The 18,170-nt window shown below is 71.2% G+C and carries 16 protein-coding genes; 6 read left to right on the top strand and 10 right to left on the bottom strand.

Features of this window, described 5'->3' with window-relative positions:
* Positions 1 to 84: 84 nt before the first annotated feature.
* The 7 genes from mftF to mftA form a co-directional block, all read right to left on the bottom strand.
* Positions 85 to 1,572 carry a mycofactocin biosynthesis glycosyltransferase MftF gene (gene mftF, locus QFZ82_RS03115; RefSeq protein WP_307711630.1) on the bottom strand — a complete coding sequence of 496 codons (1,488 nt, stop codon included), beginning with the start codon at positions 1,570 to 1,572 and terminating at the stop codon, positions 85 to 87.
* Positions 1,569 to 2,354: a mycofactocin-coupled SDR family oxidoreductase gene (locus tag QFZ82_RS03120; RefSeq protein WP_307711631.1), complete on the bottom strand. Its 786-nt coding sequence runs from the start codon at positions 2,352 to 2,354 to the stop codon at positions 1,569 to 1,571. The genes mftF and QFZ82_RS03120 overlap by 4 nt, the downstream gene beginning before the upstream one ends.
* Positions 2,351 to 3,106 (bottom strand): mycofactocin biosynthesis peptidyl-dipeptidase MftE, encoded by a 756-nt coding sequence (gene mftE, locus QFZ82_RS03125; protein ID WP_307711632.1) that lies wholly within the window; start codon positions 3,104 to 3,106, stop codon positions 2,351 to 2,353. Before mftE ends, QFZ82_RS03120 begins: the two co-directional genes overlap by 4 nt.
* Before the next feature lie 36 nt (positions 3,107 to 3,142).
* A complete protein-coding gene (gene mftD, locus QFZ82_RS03130) occupies positions 3,143 to 4,315 on the bottom strand; it encodes a pre-mycofactocin synthase MftD (RefSeq protein ID WP_307711633.1) in 1,173 nt (390 codons plus the stop codon).
* A gap of 70 nt (positions 4,316 to 4,385) precedes the next feature.
* Positions 4,386 to 5,600 (bottom strand): mycofactocin radical SAM maturase, encoded by a 1,215-nt coding sequence (gene mftC / locus QFZ82_RS03135; protein WP_307711634.1) that lies wholly within the window; start codon positions 5,598 to 5,600, stop codon positions 4,386 to 4,388.
* Positions 5,600 to 5,911 (bottom strand): mycofactocin biosynthesis chaperone MftB, encoded by a 312-nt coding sequence (gene mftB, locus QFZ82_RS03140; protein ID WP_307711635.1) that lies wholly within the window; start codon positions 5,909 to 5,911, stop codon positions 5,600 to 5,602. The genes mftC and mftB overlap by 1 nt, the downstream gene beginning before the upstream one ends.
* Before the next feature lie 11 nt (positions 5,912 to 5,922).
* Entirely contained in the window at positions 5,923 to 6,036 is a 114-nt protein-coding gene (gene mftA, locus QFZ82_RS03145; RefSeq protein ID WP_307711636.1) for a mycofactocin precursor MftA, read from the bottom strand.
* Between the two features lie 383 nt (positions 6,037 to 6,419).
* Between mftA and mdo the strand changes: the two genes are divergently transcribed.
* From mdo to mftM, 4 genes are all read left to right on the top strand, one after another.
* On the top strand, positions 6,420 to 7,712 hold the full coding sequence (gene mdo / locus QFZ82_RS03150) for an NDMA-dependent methanol dehydrogenase (RefSeq protein WP_307711637.1): 1,293 nt from the start codon (positions 6,420 to 6,422) through the stop codon (positions 7,710 to 7,712).
* Positions 7,713 to 7,789: 77 nt separating this feature from the next.
* Positions 7,790 to 8,977 (top strand): MoxR family ATPase, encoded by a 1,188-nt coding sequence (locus QFZ82_RS03155; RefSeq protein ID WP_307711638.1) that lies wholly within the window; start codon positions 7,790 to 7,792, stop codon positions 8,975 to 8,977.
* Between the two features lie 14 nt (positions 8,978 to 8,991).
* Positions 8,992 to 10,521, top strand: a complete 1,530-nt coding sequence (locus QFZ82_RS03160) for a VWA domain-containing protein (RefSeq protein WP_307711639.1) — start codon at positions 8,992 to 8,994, stop codon at positions 10,519 to 10,521.
* 34 nt (positions 10,522 to 10,555) lie between these two features.
* Positions 10,556 to 11,482, top strand: a complete 927-nt coding sequence (gene mftM, locus QFZ82_RS03165) for a mycofactocin oligosaccharide methyltransferase MftM (protein ID WP_307711640.1) — start codon at positions 10,556 to 10,558, stop codon at positions 11,480 to 11,482.
* A gap of 224 nt (positions 11,483 to 11,706) precedes the next feature.
* Here mftM and QFZ82_RS03170 read toward each other — a convergent pair whose 3' ends face one another.
* The 3 genes from QFZ82_RS03170 to QFZ82_RS03180 are packed head-to-tail and all read right to left on the bottom strand — an operon-like array spanning position 11,707 to position 15,019.
* Positions 11,707 to 12,372, bottom strand: coding sequence for a response regulator transcription factor (locus tag QFZ82_RS03170; RefSeq protein WP_307711641.1), 666 nt, complete (start codon positions 12,370 to 12,372; stop codon positions 11,707 to 11,709).
* The gene (locus QFZ82_RS03175; protein WP_307711642.1) at positions 12,362 to 13,738 is read right to left on the bottom strand and encodes a sensor histidine kinase; all 1,377 of its coding nucleotides are present in this window, start codon (positions 13,736 to 13,738) and stop codon (positions 12,362 to 12,364) included. The genes QFZ82_RS03170 and QFZ82_RS03175 overlap by 11 nt, the downstream gene beginning before the upstream one ends.
* Before the next feature lie 9 nt (positions 13,739 to 13,747).
* On the bottom strand, positions 13,748 to 15,019 hold the full coding sequence (locus QFZ82_RS03180) for an iron-containing alcohol dehydrogenase (protein WP_307711643.1): 1,272 nt from the start codon (positions 15,017 to 15,019) through the stop codon (positions 13,748 to 13,750).
* 222 nt (positions 15,020 to 15,241) lie between these two features.
* Between QFZ82_RS03180 and QFZ82_RS03185 the strand changes: the two genes are divergently transcribed.
* Both QFZ82_RS03185 and adh read left to right on the top strand, forming a co-directional pair.
* The gene (locus QFZ82_RS03185; RefSeq protein ID WP_307711644.1) at positions 15,242 to 16,480 is read left to right on the top strand and encodes a helix-turn-helix domain-containing protein; all 1,239 of its coding nucleotides are present in this window, start codon (positions 15,242 to 15,244) and stop codon (positions 16,478 to 16,480) included.
* A 124-nt stretch (positions 16,481 to 16,604) separates the two neighbouring features.
* Entirely contained in the window at positions 16,605 to 18,122 is a 1,518-nt protein-coding gene (gene adh / locus QFZ82_RS03190) for an aldehyde dehydrogenase (protein ID WP_307711645.1), read from the top strand.
* Positions 18,123 to 18,170 lie beyond the last annotated feature (48 nt).

The following is an 18,170-nucleotide window of genomic DNA, read 5'->3' on the forward strand; positions in this document are numbered from 1 at the left end:
CGGCCCAAAGAGAGCAGCGAGGTCGCCACGGGGTTTCACAGTGACGGGAACGGGTTGGCGGGAGGTTGGCGAGTGCGGGCACGGCTAGGGTCTGCGCGACCGGGAGTTCGACGCGCGCAGGGCCAGACGAGGTCTCAGCGGTGCGGACGTCCTGCGGCGCAGGGCCCCTTGCCATACGCCCCAGCCGTAGGCGAGGTCGTCGAGGCGATGAATCGCCACGTGCTCGAGGGGCCCGAGCGACGTACCCGATCGACGGTGATCCACCAGCCCCTCGGCGAGGGCCGCGGCGACCAGCACGTACCGCGCACGCCGGCTGACGGCGGCCCCGGCCAGTGCGACGGGCCAGTGGTGCCGGGTGGCACAGCGCAAGAGTTGCTCGGCGGTTCCACGGAGCGCGGCGAGCGACAGCAGAACGCCCGCACGACGCGGATCGTCGGCGTCGGGCATACGTCGCGCCAGCCGTACGGCGGTCACCCCGGCCAGGGCTGCCGCCAGGGCGGCCGGACCGGCTCTGCCGCGCAGCAGCAGCGCACAGGCGACCAGCGACCAGGGTGCGGCGTACAGCGGCGCCACCTGTCCCGGGTGCCGTAGTGCGAGATCGGCCGCGCCGGTGCCGTACGCGGCCCGCTGGGTGAGCCAGTCGCGCAGCCCGGTGCGGTGGTGATGGGCCACGCGCGCGTCGGGGACGTATCTCAGCCGCCAGCCCGCACGGTGCAGCCGCATGCACAAGTCGACGTCCTCTCCCACCCGCATGCGTTCGTCGAAGCCGCCCCCGACGGCGCCGCGGCGGACCACGACGGTCGCGCTCGGAACGTAGGACAGCCCGGAGACCGGTACGACCGGACCTTCCTTCACCCCCATGTCCAACGGCGAGCGGACTTCCTCGTACCGGTCCAGGAGACCGGGCTCCGGCACCGGCAGCGCGACCACGCGTGGTGCGGCGAGAGCGACCGCCGGATCGGCGAACTGCGCCAGCAGCGGCGCGAGCCACCCCGGTTCGGGGACCACGTCGGAGTCGCAGAACGCCACATACGCGGTCCCCGCGTTGCGCAAGCCGGTGTTGCGGGCCGCCGCCGGGCCGAGGTTGTGCCGGTGGACCAGCAGCCGGACGCCCGGCCGGCGCGCCGCACGGGCCAGGGCCGCCGCGTCCTCGGAGCCGTCGTCCACGACCAGCACGGGCAGCGCCGAGGTCGGCGGGTCCGCACGCAGAGCGGTCAGCAGCCGGTCCAGTTGGTCGGCGCGGTCGCGTACGGGGATCACGATCGTGGTGTCACGCACCGGGGACGGCAGGGGGCGTGGGTGGGCCAACCCGGCATCCAGCAGCCGCCGGGCGAGCGCCGCGATCTTGGGGTCCGTGACGGTGAGCCGTCCGCCGGCCAGCAGGCGGGCCGCCGTGGCGGTCAGCCGGATCAGTCGCGGTGGCGAGCCGCCGAGCATCAGCCGCCCGTTGTGCGACCGGTGGATGCCGGCGGCGAGTTCGACCGCGAACCCGTCGGGCAGCGGGGTGTCCGGCGGGGACGGCAACGGGATGCCCGGCTCTGTGTGCGGCCGCGGCCGCGCGGGCGATGTCATGCCGTGAACCCTCCGTCCGCGTGGAGTACCGACCCGGTGACGGCAAAGGAGTCGGCCGAGCAGGCCCAGCCGACCACGGCCGCCACCTCGTCGGGATGCAGCGGCCGTCCGACGAGCTGCTGCTCCGCGAGCCGCTCGGCATCCGGCAGCCCGTACAGGTCAGCGGTGGCGTACAGCATGTCCGTCCGGGTGGAACCCGGTGACACGGCGACCGCGTTCACGCCTGTGCCACGCAGGTCGCAGGCGAGGGCACGGACCATGCCGACAACGGCGTGCTTGGCCGCGCAGTAGGCCCCGAGCCCCCACAGCCCGCGGTGCGCGGCGGCCGAGGCCAGGGCCACGAACCGGCCGTGGCGGGGCTGCGGCCTGCGCAACAGGGCGGGCACGGCGGCGCGGGCGAGGCCGGCCACTCCCATGACGTCCACGTCGAGCAGAGTCCGCCACTGCGCGTCCGTCTGCTCCCACACCGGAGTCCCTCCGAGCATCACCGCCGCCGCGGCCACCGCGGCGTCGAGGCCGCCGTACTCCGTCTCGGCCGTCTCCACCGCAGCCTGCAGCGCGGCCGCGTCGCGTACGTCGGCACGGATCGCACGGACCGAGGGGAACTCCCCCGCCAGCGCTTCCAGTTGTCCGGGCCGGGCCAGCGGGTAGGGCACGTCCGGATCGTCGGCGCAGCGGTCCACCGCCACCACGGCCCAGCCGCCACGTGCCAGCGTCCGCACGGTCGCCGCCCCGATCCCCCGGGCGGCACCGGTGACGACGGCGACCCGTCGGCCGGTCATCGCCAGGCTCCGGCGCGGGCGGTGACCGGATTGCGCTCGGCCACCCCGAGCCGGCCCTGCCCGGAGACCCGCCACACACGCACGTCGTCCGCCAGACCGTCCGCCATCCTCTCCAGGAACTGTTCGCCTTCGCGGGCGCAGGCCCCGGCCGGGTCGCCCAGGACTCCGGACGGGCTCACGCCCTGCACGGACTCGGCGACCAGGCGGTCCCACAACAGGTGGACGGGATCGGTCGCCCCGGCGACGGCGTGCTCGCCGCGTACGGCCGCTCGCCGCAGCCGCAGCATCATGGAGGTCTCGGCACGGCCTGCGTGGGCGTCGGAGCCCGGCGGGACGCACGGCCACCAGGCGACGTTCCTGCTCTCGCCCCGCAGCCCGGCAACCGCCTCGGCCAGGCTGGTCAGGTTGCCTCCGTGCCCGTTCACCACGACCAGACGGTCCGCCCAGCGCAGCATCGAACGGCCGGTCTCCGTGACCAGCAGGCGCAGCGCGGAGTGACCGATGGACACCGTGCCCGGGAAGCCCTCGTGTTCACCGCTGGCCGCGTACGACTGCGCGGGCGCGACCAGCACGTCCAGTTCGCCGCGCAGGCGGGCGGCTGCCCGCTCGGCAACGGCGGAGGCCACCGCGGTGTCCGTGTCCAGTGGCAGGTGCGGGCCGTGCTGCTCGCAGGAGCCGAGCGGCAGCAGCACCACGGGGCGGCGGTCCTTCAGTTCCGGCCAGCTCAGGTCCGCGAGGGCCAGCGACGTCATGGCGCCCTCTTCCCGGGGCCGCGGTCGGGTCGCATCTCAGAGCGCTCCCAGCGTGCGGGTGAACCCGGGCGGGATCACCACGTCGTCGCGGGTCAGCTCGTGGACCGACGAACGACCGAGCCCCAGCAGGGCCGAGTCGATGCCTCCGCGCAGGATGTCGAGCACGTTCTCCACTCCGGTCTGTCCACCCGCCGCCAGGCCCCACAGATAGGCGCGGCCGATCATCACGGCCTTCGCTCCGAGCGCCAGCGCCTTGACCACGTCGCTGCCGCGTCGGACGCCGCTGTCCAGCAGGACCTCGATCTGGCCGCCGACCGCGTCCGCGACGGCCGGCAGGGCGCGTATCGGTGCCGGAGTGCCGTCGAGGTTGTTCCCTCCGTGGTTGGACACCGAGATCGCGCTGACTCCGGCGTCCACCGCCCGCCTGGCGTCGTCCACCCGGCACACGCCCTTGAGCAGGAACGGGCCGTCCCACTGCTCGCGCAGCCAGCGCACGTCGTCCCAGGACGGGGGCGGCGTCTGCATCCACTCGCCGTAGGCGCCGAAGAACGTCGGCGCGTCCGTCCCGGACTCGGCGAGATTCGGCGCGGTCAGGTCCGGGAGCCGGCGCGACGCGAGGAAGTCCAGCAGCCACCGCGGGCGTGACAGCGCCTCCGGCGCGAACCGTGCCATCGCCTTCAGGTCGAGCCGTTCCGGAATCTTCGGACTGCCCCAGTCACGGCCGTGCGAGAACGACCAGTCGAGGGTGACGATCAGCCCCTTGGCCCCGGCGGTGCGCGCGTGGTCGATGCGTCGCAGCATCGCGTCCTTGGACCCCATCCAGTACATCTGGAAGAACGTCTGCGGATTGGCCGCCACCACGTCCTCCAGCGGCTTGCTCGCGAACGAGCTGAGCCCCATCGCCGTTCCCCGCGCGGCCGCCGCGCGGGCCACGGCCACTTCGCCGTCGGGGTGCACCGCCTGGACGCCCGTCGGGGAGATGATCACCGGCAGCGAGATCTGCTCGCCCATGACCGTCGTCGACTGGTCCCGCTTCGCCGACAGACCGGCCACGTGCGGCGCGAACCCCAGTTCTCCGAAGGCCGTGGTGTTGTCGTCGTAGGAAGTGCCCTTCTCGGAACCGGCGAGCAACGCGCTGTAGACCGATTTCGGCAGCCGCTTACCCGCCCTGCGCTGGGCCTCGGCAACCGTTTCGAACCATCCGCTCATGACCGTCCTCTTCTGTCGTCGTCACTGGTCCCCCTGGTCCGTTCACCGACCTGACCGCCCGGCCGGGCACTCACCGCAGCCCCGTCCCGCTCAGCGGACTCTCGTCGCAGAGGCGGTCCGGGCGGCTCGTCCTCACCGCGGGCATGCCCAGCGGCACGGTGCGGTGCGAGTGGTCCTTGCCCTGGCTCGGGAGTGCGGCCCGGTCCACGCCCGAGAGTGCGGCGGCGCCGTGCCCCTTGACGCACTCCGGGTCCGGGCCGTCCAGCGGGAGGCCCGTGAAGAACTTCGCGGCCATGCAGCCGCCCTGGCAGGTGTCGTACGCCGGGCAGCCGGAGCAGGCGCCTTGGGAGGAGGGTCTGCGCAGTTCGGCGAAGAGCTCCGAGTCCCGCCAGACCCGGTCGAAGCCTCCGGGTGAGCGGACGTTCCCTGCCTTGAACGCGTCGTGGATGGCGAACGGGCAGGCGTAGACGTCCCCCACCGGGTCGATCAGGCAGACGACCCGGCCGGCTCCGCACAGGTTCAGTCCGGGTATCGGGGCCGAACCCAGCGCGTTGAGGTGGAAGAAGGAGTCTCCGGTGAGCACGCGGTCGCCGTGTCCCACGAGCCAGGAGTAGATCTGGTACTGCTGGTCGGCGGTGGGATGCAGTTCGTCCCACACGTCCGCGCCGCGGCCGGACGGCCGCAGCCGGGTGATCCGCAGCTGGGCCCCGTACCCGTCGGCGAGCGCGGCGAAGTCGTCGAGCTGCGGGACGTTGTGACGGGTCATCACCACGGAGATCTTGAAGTCCTCGAAGCCCGCGTCGGCGAGGTTCTCCATGGCGCGCACGGCCATGTCGTACGAGCCGCGGCCGCGGACCGCGTCGTTGATCTCCCGGGTCGCTCCGTCGAGGGAGATCTGCACGTCGACGTAGTCGGTGGAGGCCAGCCGCCGGGCCCGCTCGGGCGTCAGTCGCAGGCCGTTGGTGGAGAACTTCACGCCCACCTGGTGGGCGATCGCGTAGTCCAGCAGTTCCCAGAAGTCGGGGCGGACCGTCGGCTCACCCCCGCCGACGTTGACGTAGAAGACCTGCATGCGCTGGAGTTCGTCGATCACGGACTTGATCTCGTCCGTGGACAGCTCCAGGGGGTCGCGCCGCCCGGACGAGGACAGGCAGTGCGCGCAGGACAGGTTGCAGGCGTACGTCCACTCCCAGGTCAGGCAGATCGGGGCGTGCAAGCCTCCCTTGAACTGCTCGACGAGGGCGGGCACGCGCTCGGCGTGCCGGGTGTCCTGGAAGGTGGTCATCACGGGGCTCCGGTTCCACTGCTCCGAGGAATGATCATGTCGGCGGCGGCCAGCGAGGCCAGCGCGCTCAGGAAGGCGCCACGCCGGACGTCGGGGACGCCCGCGAGGGCGTCCCCGACGCTGTGGTGCCGGTCGAGCCCTCGTACCAGTTCGACGAGTTCCGGTGCCTTCAGGAACGACAGCCGGCGGTTGCCGAAGTGGTAGGCGAGCGCTCCGAACGGCTCCGGGCGCAGCGCGACGGAGGGGTTCAGCCGGTAGGGGCGCGTCGTGTCGAACGTCGCGCCCGCCCGGGCCGCTGGGGTGGAGGGCATGACCGCCGGCCTCAGTAGACGCCGCACATGCCGTCGATGGAGACCTCTTCGACGAGGAGTTCCTCCCTGACGTCGTCGACGGCGGCAGCGGTGTCCTCGTCGGCGGAACGGATCTGCTCCTGCATGGCAAACCTCCTGGGTGGAAGGGGAGTTGAAGGGGTGGGCCGGCCGCAGCAATGCGGTGACCGGCCACAACGACGCTACGGCGGGGCGCGCAGCGTCTCGCCCTGCTTTCGGCCGCCCTCCTCCTGTCCGGTCGGACAGGTGCACGTGCGCCGCCTCCGGTGTCCCCCGCACGCCCCGTCCGATCGGACAGGGTGCTTCCCGTCCGTTCGCGCCCAGCCGCCATCCGGGCGATCGGTATCGCCCCGCGACGCGTTCCCGGAAGGTGAGTCACGCCACGAACTTCCGGCACGTCCGTGCTCCACCCCGGACATCTGCGCCCCCGGTCACGGAGCAGTCGACGCAGTACGCGCGGCCCACCCGCGCGGAGAGGACAGTCGCGATCATGCAGGTCGAAGAACTTCTCAAGCCGTTCCCGATCAAGGAATTCCACCCTTTCCCGCGGGCCCTGATGGGCCCGGGCGCCCATGAGCTGATCGGCCCGGAGGCCAAGAAGCTGGGGTTCCGGCGGGTGCTGGTGATGACCACGGGTCTGCGCGGCAGCGACACCGTGCACAAGATCGTCGAGTCGCTGAGGTACCACGGCCTGGAGGTCGTGCTGTACGACAAGGTCGAGTCGAACCCCAAGGACTACAACGTCATGGACGCCGTGGCGCTGTACCAGGAGAACACGTGCGACTCCTTCGTCTCCATCGGCGGCGGCTCGGCGCACGACGCCTGTAAGGGCGCCCGCATCTCGGTGGCGCACGACGGCCGCAACGTCAACGACTTCGAGGGCTTCAACAAGTCCGAGAACCCCAAGAACCCGCCGCACATCGCGGTCTCCACCACGGCCGGCACCGGCTCGGAGACCTCGTGGGCGTACGTCATCACCGACACGACCACCGACCCCGACAACCCGCACAAGTACGTCGCCTTCGACGACGCCTCGGTGGCCTCGCTCGCCATCGACGACCCGACGCTGTACTACGACTGCCCGCTGGACTACACCGCGCAGTGCGGCTTCGACGTCCTCGCGCACGCCTCCGAGCCGTACGTCTCCCGGCTCAACTTCCAGCCGTCGCTGGGCAACGCGCTGCACGCGATCCGGCTGACGGCCCGTCACCTGCGGCAGGCGGTGTGGAACGGCCAGGACCTGGCCGGGCGTGAGGGCATGATGTACGCCCAGTACATCGCGGCGCAGGCGTTCAACTCCGGTGGTCTGGGCATCATCCACTCCATCTCGCACGCGGTCAGCGCGTTCTACGACACCCACCACGGGCTCAACAACGCGATCGCGCTCCCTCGGGTGTGGGCGTTCAACATGCCCTCCCACTACGAGCGGTTCGCGGACATCGCCGAGGCGATGGGTGTGGACACGCACGGCATGACGAAGGTGCAGGCCGCCGAGGCGGCCCTCGCCGCCGGCATCCGGCTGCTGCGCGACGTCGGCATCCCGGAGAAGTTCACCGACGTTAAGCAGGACAGCTACTCCAAGAACCGGCTCGGCCAGGGGCCGACGAAGTTCTACGAGCAGGCGAAGGTGATCAAGGGCGACGCCGAGGACGTCGACCGCATCACCCACCACGTCCTCGGAGACGCCTGCACACCGGGCAACGCCAAGGAGTGCACGTTCGACACCGTCCGGCCCGTCGTCGAGCACTGCATGACGGGTGACCTGGACGACCTGCTCAGCTGAGCCCTGCCCGCCCGGGGGCCGGGGGGACGGACGCGGATCGCCGTTCCCCCGCCCCCGTCTCCCCGGACGGAGGAACCGTGTCCGCCACACCTCAGAATCCCGCGTTCGCTTCGGTCGACGACGTCGCCGAGCGGTTCGCCGCACACGGCTACATCGCCGACCGACGACTGGCCACCACCGTCTTCCTGCTGACCCGGCTGGACAAGCCGGTGCTCCTGGAAGGCCCGGCAGGCGTCGGCAAGACCGAGCTGGCCAAGGCCCTGGCCGCCGCCACAGGGCGCCGGCTGCTGCGCCTGCAGTGCTACGAGGGCCAGGACGAGAGCAGGGCGCTGTACGAGTGGGACTACGGCAAGCAGCTGCTGTACACACAGATGCTGCGGGACAAGATCGGCGATCTCACGGCCGACGCCCCCGACCTGGCCTCGGCCGTACGGCGGATCGAGGAGCAGGACAGCGTGTTCTTCTCCGACCGGTTCCTCGCGCCGCGCCCCCTGCTCGACGCGATCCGCGGTGAGCAGCCCGCCGTCCTCCTGATCGACGAGGTCGACCGGGCCGACGAGGCGCTGGAGGCCGTCCTGCTGGAGTGCCTGGCCGAGTACCAGGTGTCCGTGCCCGAGATCGGAACGTACACCGCGAAGGTCCCGCCGTACGTGGTGCTGACCTCCAACAACACCCGCGACCTGTCGGCCGCGCTCAAACGTCGCTGCCTGCATCTCTTCCTCGACTACCCCGACTCGGCACGGGAGTTGGAGATCGTGCGCTCCAAGGACACCGGACTGCCCGAGGCCACCGCCCGCCAGTTGGTGGACGTGGTGCGCGGGCTGCGCGAGCTGCAGCTGCGGAAGAACCCCAGCATCTCCGAAACCGTCGACTGGGCCCGGACGCTCGCCGTCCTGGGCGTCGACGAACTCGATCCGGCGGTCCTCGCCGACACGGCCAACGTGGTCCTCAAGTACGAGCGCGATCTGCACCGCGCCCTGGATGTCCTGCCGCGTCTCGTCGACCCCAACCGGGTGCTGCCCGAACCGGACCGGCACCACGACGGCCACCACCATCACCACGGCCACCACCACGGGCATCACCACGACCCCGGAGAGCCCGGCGAGGTGGACGGCCGCGCCGTCCGGGCCGCCATGAATCAGCGGGGCCGGCACGACGAGGGCTACTACGGCGCCCCCGGCCCCGGTCCGACACAGCGCCCCGCCGCCGGCGGCGGCCAGGGCGCCCGCTCCTTCGCCGCGGTCGCGCGGCGCCGCACCGACTGACACGGGAGGCCTGCATGGAATCCGGTGTGCACCGATTCGTGCGCCTGCTGCGGCTGTTCGGGCTGCGGGTCTCCGTGTCGGAGGCCGTGGACGCCATGCGCGGGGCGGCTCAGTCCGGGGTGCTCGGCCGGCGGGAGACGCTTCGCGAAGCACTGCGCATGACGCTCGTGAAGGACCGGCGCGACCACGCGCTGTTCGACGAGCTGTTCACCGCCTTCTTCTCGCTGCGGCCGGTGGACGGGGAGCCCGGTGGCCATGGCCACAGCCACGAGCACGACGACCTGGCGGACACCGGCGAACTGGAGTCGTTCACCGTCTCCGACGAGCCGTCCGACACCCCCGAGCAGGGACACAGCCACGGCAAGCCGTCCGACATCCGGGACTTCTTCGACCAGCAGGACCTGGCGCAGCAGTACAACCTGCACCAGGAGGCCAACAAGATCGACCTGGCCTCGATGACCGACGAGATCGTCCTCTCCAAGGAGGGCGGCACCGACGGCCGGGGCAACGGCCCGTCCGTCCAACTGGAGACGGAGCGGCTGCACGGCGCCGGGATTCCCGGACAGCTCGCGGCGGCGGCCGGGAAGCCGATCGACTCGGCGCTCACGATCGCCCAGAAGGACGCCCTGCTGGACCGGCTCGCCGACGAGTCCGACGACGCACCGGAACTCGACGCCCTGCGACGCCAGTTGGCCGGCCTCATCGAGGAACTGCCCGAACTGCTGAAGCGGCACCTGGACCGGCTGGCCGAACTGCGCTCAGTGGCCGTGGAATCCGCGCGGATCGAGGAAAACGCCCGCGTCGAGACGGTCGACGAGGACGAACGCAACCAGCTGGAGGAGGCGCTGCGCCGGGTGGGACGCTCCCTGCACGGTGCGCTGACGAGCCGGAAGCGCAGCACGCCGCGCGGCCGTGTCCATCCGGCCCGCACCATGCGCCAGAACATGCGCTACGAGGGAATTCCGTTCCGGCCGGTCACCGTGACCCGTGCCGAGGACAAGCCGCGCCTGGTGATCCTCACCGACGTCTCGCTGTCGGTGAGGGCCACGGCGCGGTTCAGCCTGCACCTGGTGCACGGTCTGCAGTCGCTGTTCGGGCAGGTCCGCTCGTACGCCTTCGTCGACGAGCCCACCGAGATCACCGAGCTGTTCGCCGAGCACCCTCTGGAGCGGGCGCTCGGCCTGGTCTTCGACGGTCTGCCGGCCGGCGGACTCCTCGACGTGGACGCCAACTCCGACTACGGCAGGACGTTCGAGCTGTTGCTGTCCGAGCACTCCCCCGCACTGGGCAGGCGCACGACCCTTCTGGTGCTGGGCGACGGGCGGGGGAACGGCAACGACCCGAGGACCGAGGCGTTCGAGGAGATCACGCGCAGAGTGCGGGAGACCGTCTGGCTGACGCCGGAACCCCGCTACTCATGGGGGCTGGGCGCCTGCGACCTGCCTCGCTACGCGGAGTACTGCGACCGAGTCCAGGTGGTCGCCGACCTCGCCGGTCTGCAGCGCACGGCCCACCGGATGGCGGCGGAGGCGACGGGACGATGAACGCAGGGGTGCACCGTCTTCGGGAGGCGTCGTCATGAGCGTTCCCAGTCTCCGTATCGCCGTCGCCGCGCGCCGTATCGACCCCTTGGCGCCGCACACGCCCGGTCTGTACGCGGACCACCTGGTCCGCGTGATCCACGACAGGCGTGTCGACGCCCACGCGACGGCGAGGCCGATCGTCAGGACCGAGCACTTCACCCTGCGCCGCCGGGGCCGCCGCGTCGAACTGGGCCACTCGCTGCGCCCCGAGCAGTTGGACAACGACCTGGCGGGACTGCTCGCCGAGGAACTGTTCGCCCCCGGCTGGCTGTCCGGCAGCGACATCTTCGAGCGCGTCTTCACCGGGGTGGTGCGCTCCTGCGTGGACGGACCGCTGCCCGCCTGGACCACGTTCTACGACAACACACTGCTCCGCATCCGTGAGCACTGGCAGACCCCCGAACCGGCCGAGCACTCCTCCATCGCCGGCTTCGCCCCGGTGTACCGCCGCACCCTGGACCTGGTCCCCGACGGCACGGTGCTGGACATGGGCTCCTGCTTCGGCTTCCTGCCCCTGCTGCTCGCCGAGAGCCGGCGGCACACCGTGATCGCCTCGGACCTCTCGCAGGGCACCATGCGGCTGCTGGACGCCGTGGCCCGCGCGGGGGGACGGCGTCTGGACACGCTGGCCTGCGATGCCGCGCGCGTGCCGCTGCCCGACCGCTCGGTGGACACCGTCACGGTCATCCACGTCCTGGAGCACCTGGAGCCCGGGCACGGCGACGCCGTCGTGCGGGAGGCGCTGCGGCTGGCCCGGAAGCAGGTGGTGGTGGCCGTGCCGTACGAGGAGGAGCCGACCGCGGCGTACGGGCACGTCCGCTGCTTCGACCAGGACGAGCTTGCCGATCTGGGCCGCCGCACGGGCCACCGGTTCTCCGTCGCCTCGTATCACGGCGGCTGGCTGGTGCTCGATCCGGTCTGACAACGGGCCCGGCCCGTGCCCTCAAGAGCTGCGCCGCCCCGAAGGAGACGCCCCGCAACGCGAAGGAGCGTTCCATGTCCCCATCGGCCCCTGTGGCGTCGCCTGCCACCGGAGGACGCGGACTGCCCCTCGGCCGTCCGTCGGTGGGTGGCTGACGTGACGCGGGGAGGGCCGGGACCGGGCGTCACCGGTCCCGGCCCTCCTGCGCCGCCGGCTCGCCGCCGTCAGATCACGCCCATCTTGCTGGCCTCGTACACGACTTCCGCACGACTGCCCGCGTCCATCTTGCGCATGATGTTGCGGACGTGGAACTTCACCGTCGTCTCCGAGATGTAGAGTTCCGCCCCGATCTCCCGGTTGCTCAGCCCGTGCGCGAGCAGCTGAAGGACCTTCAGCTCCCTTTCGGTGAACTTCGGCTGCGCCGGCTCCACGCGCATCGACCGCACCATCGCGGCGGCCGCGTGCGAGTCGAAGGCGCTCTCGTTGCGGGCCACCGCACGGATCGAGCGCAGCAGCTCGGTGGTGTCCACGTCCTTGACCACATAGCCGCGCGCGCCGTGGTGGATCGCCTCCACCACCAACGCGTCGTCCAGGAACGTCGTGAGCACCAGCACCGCCAGCCCCGGGTGCCGCTCGGTCAGCCGGGCGCACAGCCCAAGGCCCTCGGTGTCCGCGCCTGTCGACAGTTTCAGGTCCAGCAGCACGATCGCCGGATCCGTCCGTTCGACGACGGCGGCCGCCTCGGCGGCGGTGCTCGCCTCACCCACCACCTCCAGGTCACCCTCACGCTCAAGGATCGACCGCAGACCGTGCCGCACGATCGCGTGGTCGTCGACGAGCACGATCCGTACGGCTTCCGTGGGGGCCGCCGCCCGTTGTTCAGTGGTCATCCGCTGCCTCCTGAGCGCTCTTCACCGGCAGCGGGACATCGACCCGCAGCAGGACGCCTCCCATCCCCGACCGGCGGATGGACAGTCTGCCGCCCAACTCCTCGGCCCGGGCGACCATGTTCGCGAGCCCGCGGTGGCGTCCCGACATGTCGGCGACACGGGACATCCGCAGCGCGCGCCGCAGTTGGGCCGGATCGCCGCCTCCGTCGTCGGACACCGTCAGCACGACGGCGTCGGGCAGGTACCTCAGCCGGACCAGCGCCCGGCCGGCCTTGCCGTGCGTGGCGGAATTGAACAGCGCCTCACCCGTCAACCGCAGGACCGACTGCTCGGCCTCGGGCGGCAGCGGCTGGGGGCTGCCTTCCACGCGTACCCGCACGTCGAGGTCCGTGGTCAGGTGCACCGTGGACAGCCGTTCCAGCATCACCGGGAGCGGCCCCGCGGGCTCCTGCGACGTGCGGTGCAAGGCGTAGATCGCGGCGCGCAACCGCTCCACGGCCTGCCGGTTGAGGTCCTTGGCCGTGGCCAGCCGCCCGGCGATGTCACCGGCCTGCCCGCCCAGTGCCTCCAGTTCGGCCCGGCACACCTCGACGGTCATTCCCGCGCTCAGCACGTACTGCGTGACGCTGTCGTGCAGTTCACGTGCGATGCGGCGCCGCTCGTCGTCGAGTGCCTGCCGCTGCATCGCGTCGAGCAGCCGGGCCTGTGTCGCCGCCAGCTCGGCGTTGCGCGCGGCCAGGTCGCGGGCCTGCCGCTCGGCCGCCTCGGACAGCTCTTCCGTCCGCCCGCGCAGGGCGGTCGCCGCGTGGAACAGAAACGTGTTGTGCAGTGCCACGGCCGCCTGGTTCGCCAGGACCCGCAGTACCGCCAGATCGGTGTCCGCCACCTCGACGCCGACTCCGGGCTGCGCGGCGATCCCGCCGACGGGCTCGTCGTCCAGTGTCATCGGCGCGCGCACCCAACCGCGGCTGCTGTCCGGCGTGCCCGCCTCCCAGGGCCGGGTGCGCAGGACTTCCAGATGTTCCCGCACCTCGGCGGGCACCAGGGTCTCGTCGTCTATCAGTACGTCGTCCGCGTACAACAGGAACCGCGGCCGGGCCGCGCGCAAGGCGCCGTCCGCCACGGCCAGCAGCAGCCGGCGCGCCTGCAGATGCTCGGCCGCCGTCCGCACCACCGCCTCGACCAGGGCCCGCGGGCCCTCCGCGGTACGCACCAGCGCGCGGGAGATCCCGTCCAGCGCCTCCACCGTCCGCTCCAACCGCTCGGTGGACCGCACGTACGCCGGATAGAACGACCGCTTGCCCGACCGCAGTCCGGTGAGCACCCCCAGGTCGGCGGTCTGAGGGGGCCGGTCAGGGACACTCACTGGATCGCCTCACAGAGCTTCGCGGAAGAGCTTCTCGACATCCTGTACGGCGACGTCCCTGGGGTTGGTGGCCATGCACGCGTCCTTCATGGTCGTGCGTGCCAGCACGGGCACGTCCCACTCCGCGACGCCGAGGCTGGCCAGCCCCTTGGGAACGCCGACGTCGTCCGCCAGCCCTCGCACCAGGTCCGCGAGCTGCGCGGCCACCTCGTGCGGCGGTACGCCGGCCGTCGCGATGCCGGCCGCTGCGCCGAGCGCGACGAACCGCTCCGGCCACTCCTCGGCGTTGAAGCGGATGACGTGCGGCAGGAGCACGCCGTTGACCACGCCGTGCGGGGCGTCGAGCAGCCCGCCGACCTGGTGGCTCATCGCGTGCGTCGCTCCGAGGATCGCGTTCGTGAAAGCCATGCCGGCTTCCAGCGACGCCTGGGCCATGGCGAGCCGGGCGCCGAAGTTCTTCGGCTGCACCTGCGTACGCACCAGGTTCGCGGTGATCAGGCCGACCGCGTGCAGGGCGTGGTTGTCCGTGAGGGGATTGTGCGCCCGGGACACGAACGCCTCGATGGCGTGCGTCAGGGCGTCCAGGCCGGTCGCCGCGTTGAGCCAGTCCGGCATGGTCGTGAGCAGACGCGGGTCGATCACCGAGATCTCCGGCACCAGGGTGCGGCTCACGATGGTGATCTTGATGTGCTCGGTCGTGTCGGTGATCACGGCGAACTGCGACACATCCGCGCCGGTGCCCGATGTCGAGGGCACCATCACGGTGGGCGGGATGGGTTGCACCACCTGGTCCACACCCTCGTAGTCGAGGATCCGCCCGCCGTTGCTGGTCAGGATCGCCACGCCCTTGGCCGCGTCGATGACGGAGCCGCCGCCCACGCCCACGATCACGTCGCAGCCACTCTCCGCGTACCGCTGGAAACCGGCTTGGATCTCGTGGTCCTTGGGATTGGGAGTCACGTCGTGCCACACGACGGGGCGCAGGCCCACACGCCGCAGGTGTGCGACCGCCTCGTCCACCCAGCCCGCCTCGATCAGCCCGGGGTCGGTGACGAGAAACGGCCGACGGCCTCCCAGCCGCAGTGCGCAGTGGCCGAGCTCGGTGAGCGAGCCGGGCCCGAACACGATCTCGGGCACATGGAACTTGGCCAGCCGGGCGGACTGGCGGACGGCGGTGCTCGCTTCCTGCGGCCCCAGCAGCTCGCACTGGCACTCGTCACGACTCCAGTCGGCACTCGGATCATTACCGCTGGTCACCACGGCGCCAGACCTGAGCGACATGCGACCTCCCAGGGGCGCGAACCCCGTAACGCTTGTGCAACCTTGATTTTACGGCTTCATTGGCCGCAAACACTGTCCTCAAACCACACACCAAGGTAGGCCTGCGCACGCGGGACCTGCACCTGCCCGTTCGGAGGGGGATATCCGCCCGACCGGTCAGCTGCGCCCGCGGGGTCATTGCGGACAATAATCGGTTGTCCCCGTTCGACGGCAGGGGAAGTCATGTCACAGCGCAGTGAACTCCGGCGGCTCAGGGCCACGCTGGAGGACGAGTGGTCCCGTTGGGTCCCGCGTCTGAAGACCACGGGTTCGACGCCCGGCGACGCCGAGGCGTTGCGCCACGAGGTGACCGAGTCCTGGGTCCGTTCCCTGATCAGTGTGGACCCCGGCCGGGACAGCGCACCGGTCACCGACGAGGGCGCCGTCCACCACCGCTGGGCAGGCTCTCCGCTGCGCCGGCCGGTCGACGACCTCGCCGGGGAGCTGCACAGCATCGCCGAAGACGCCGGATTCGTCACCGCGGTCACCGACGAGTCCGGAACGATCCTTTGGACATGCGGCGGCCCGACGATGCGCCGACGGGCCGAGCAGGTCAACTTCGCGCCCGGCGGGCGGTGGGACGAGCAGGCCATGGGCACCAACGCCCTGTCCCTCGCGCTGAGCACCGGCCGCCCCAGCACCGTCTTCTCGGCCGAACACCTGGTGACGGCACTGCACGGCTGGGTCTGCTACTGCGCACCGATCCACGGCCCGGACGGGCGTGTCCTCGGCGTCCTGGACCTGTCCACCACCTGGGACCGCTCGCACCCCCTCGCCATGTCCACCGTGCGCACCCTGGTGTCCGCCATCGAGGCGCGGATCCGTACCGAGCTGCCCGAACAGTCCCGGGCCAACCCTCACGGGGTACGGCTGAACTGCCTGGGCGCCGAGAAGGCCCTTCGGGACGGCCTGCCCCTCCCCCTGCGGCCGCGGCAGCTGGAGATCCTCGCCCTGCTCACGCTGGAACCCGACGGCTTCACACCGGAAAGGCTCCGCGAGGCCCTGTACGGCGACCGTCCCGTCACCGCATCCACCGTCAAGGCGGAGATCTCCCATCTGCGCCGGGCCCTCGGGGGCGGCCTCGCCACCCGGCGCTACACCCTGACCACGCCCGTGTCCTGCGACGCCGCCGACGTGCTGCGCGCACTGGACAACGGTGACGCGGAGACCGCACTGCGTCTCTACCGAGGTCCGCTGCTCCCCCGGTCCGAGGCACCGGGGATCGAGGAGTGGCGCACGCGTCTGGAGGTGGCCGTACGCGAGGCGGTCCTGGCCAGTACCCGCCCGGAGCACGCCATGCGCTACGGGGAGCGGGCCCCGTACGACGCGGAGGTGCACGAGCACGCGCTGCGCCTGCTGGGTCCGGGCGACACCCGCCGGGCGATCGCGGCCGGCCGGCTGACCACCGCACTGCGCGACTGACGTCCGGCGGAGGGTCCGGCGGAACGCCAACCTCCCGCCAACCTCACGGGGTGAGAGTGAACCGCGTCACGACGGCACGGGGCCGTCGGACCACCACACCCGCCACTCACCGAGGAGAGCCGCCATGGTGTACGCGCAGCCGGGAACCGACGGCAGCATCGTCAGCTTCGCACGGCAATACGACAACTTCATCGGAGGCGACTGGGTCGCCCCCGTGGAAGGCCGGTACTTCGAGAACTTCTCGCCGGTCGACGGCAAGACCTTCTGCGAGGTCGCCCGCTCGTCCGCGGCGGACATCGAGCTGGCACTGGACGCCGCCCACGCCGCCGCCGGCCCCTGGGGGCGTACGTCCACCACGGAGCGCGCCAACATCCTGAACAGGATCGCGGACCGGATCGAGCAGAACCTCGAGAAGATCGCCGTCGCGGAGACCTGGGAGAACGGCAAGCCCGTCCGCGAGACGCTGGCAGCCGACATCCCGCTGGCCGTCGACCACTTCCGCTACTTCGCCGGCGTGGTCCGCGGCCAGGAAGGCAGCATCGCCGAGATCGACGCCGACACGGTCGCGTACCACTACCACGAGCCGCTGGGCGTCGTCGGGCAGATCATCCCGTGGAACTTCCCGATCCTGATGGCTGCTTGGAAGCTCGCGCCCGCGCTGGCCGCCGGCAACTGCGTGGTCATCAAGCCGGCCGAGCAGACCCCGGTCAGCCTGCTGCTGGTGGTCGAGCTGATCGCCGACCTGCTTCCGCCCGGCGTGCTCAACGTCGTGAACGGCTTCGGCGTGGAGGCGGGCAAGCCGCTCGCCTCCAGCTCGCGCGTGGCCAAGGTGGCGTTCACCGGTGAGACGACCACCGGGCGACTGATCATGCAGTACGCCAGCGAGAACATCATCCCCGTCACGCTGGAACTGGGCGGCAAGAGCCCGAACATCTTCCTGCCCGACGTCATGGCCGACGACGACGACTTCCTGGACAAGGCCGTCGAGGGCTTCGTGATGTTCGCGCTCAACCAGGGCGAGGTGTGCACCTGCCCCTCCCGGGCCCTGGTCCACTCGTCGATCTACGACGAGTTCATGGCCCGCTGCGTCGAGCGCACCCAGGCCATCGTCAGCGGAGACCCGCTGGACCCGGCCACCATGATCGGCGCCCAGGCCAGCAACGACCAGTACGAGAAGATCCTTTCCTACATCGACATCGGCAGGAAGGAAGGCGCCGAACTCCTCACCGGCGGCAATCCGCGTTCGGTCGCCGGCCTGGAGGGCGGGTACTACATCGAGCCGACGATCTTCCGCGGCACCAACGACATGCGGATCTTCCAGGAGGAGATCTTCGGCCCCGTCGTCTCCGTCACCACGTACGACTCGGTCGACGAGGCACTGAAGATCGCCAACGACACGCTGTACGGCCTCGGCGCCGGTGTGTGGACGCGGGACGGCAACACCGCCTACCGCCTCGGCCGCGAGATCCAGGCCGGTCGGGTGTGGACCAACTGCTACCACGCCTACCCGGCACACGCGGCCTTCGGCGGCTACAAGAAGTCGGGCATCGGCCGAGAGAACCACAAGATGATGCTCGACCACTACCAGCAGACGAAGAACCTCCTGGTGTCGTACGCGCCGAAGAAGCTGGGCTTCTTCTAGAGGCATGCGAAACGGCGTCTGACGTGGGCTTTTACCCGTCAGGCGCCG

This window comes from Streptomyces sp. V4I23 (assembly GCF_030817975.1).
GTDB lineage: Bacteria > Actinomycetota > Actinomycetes > Streptomycetales > Streptomycetaceae > Streptomyces.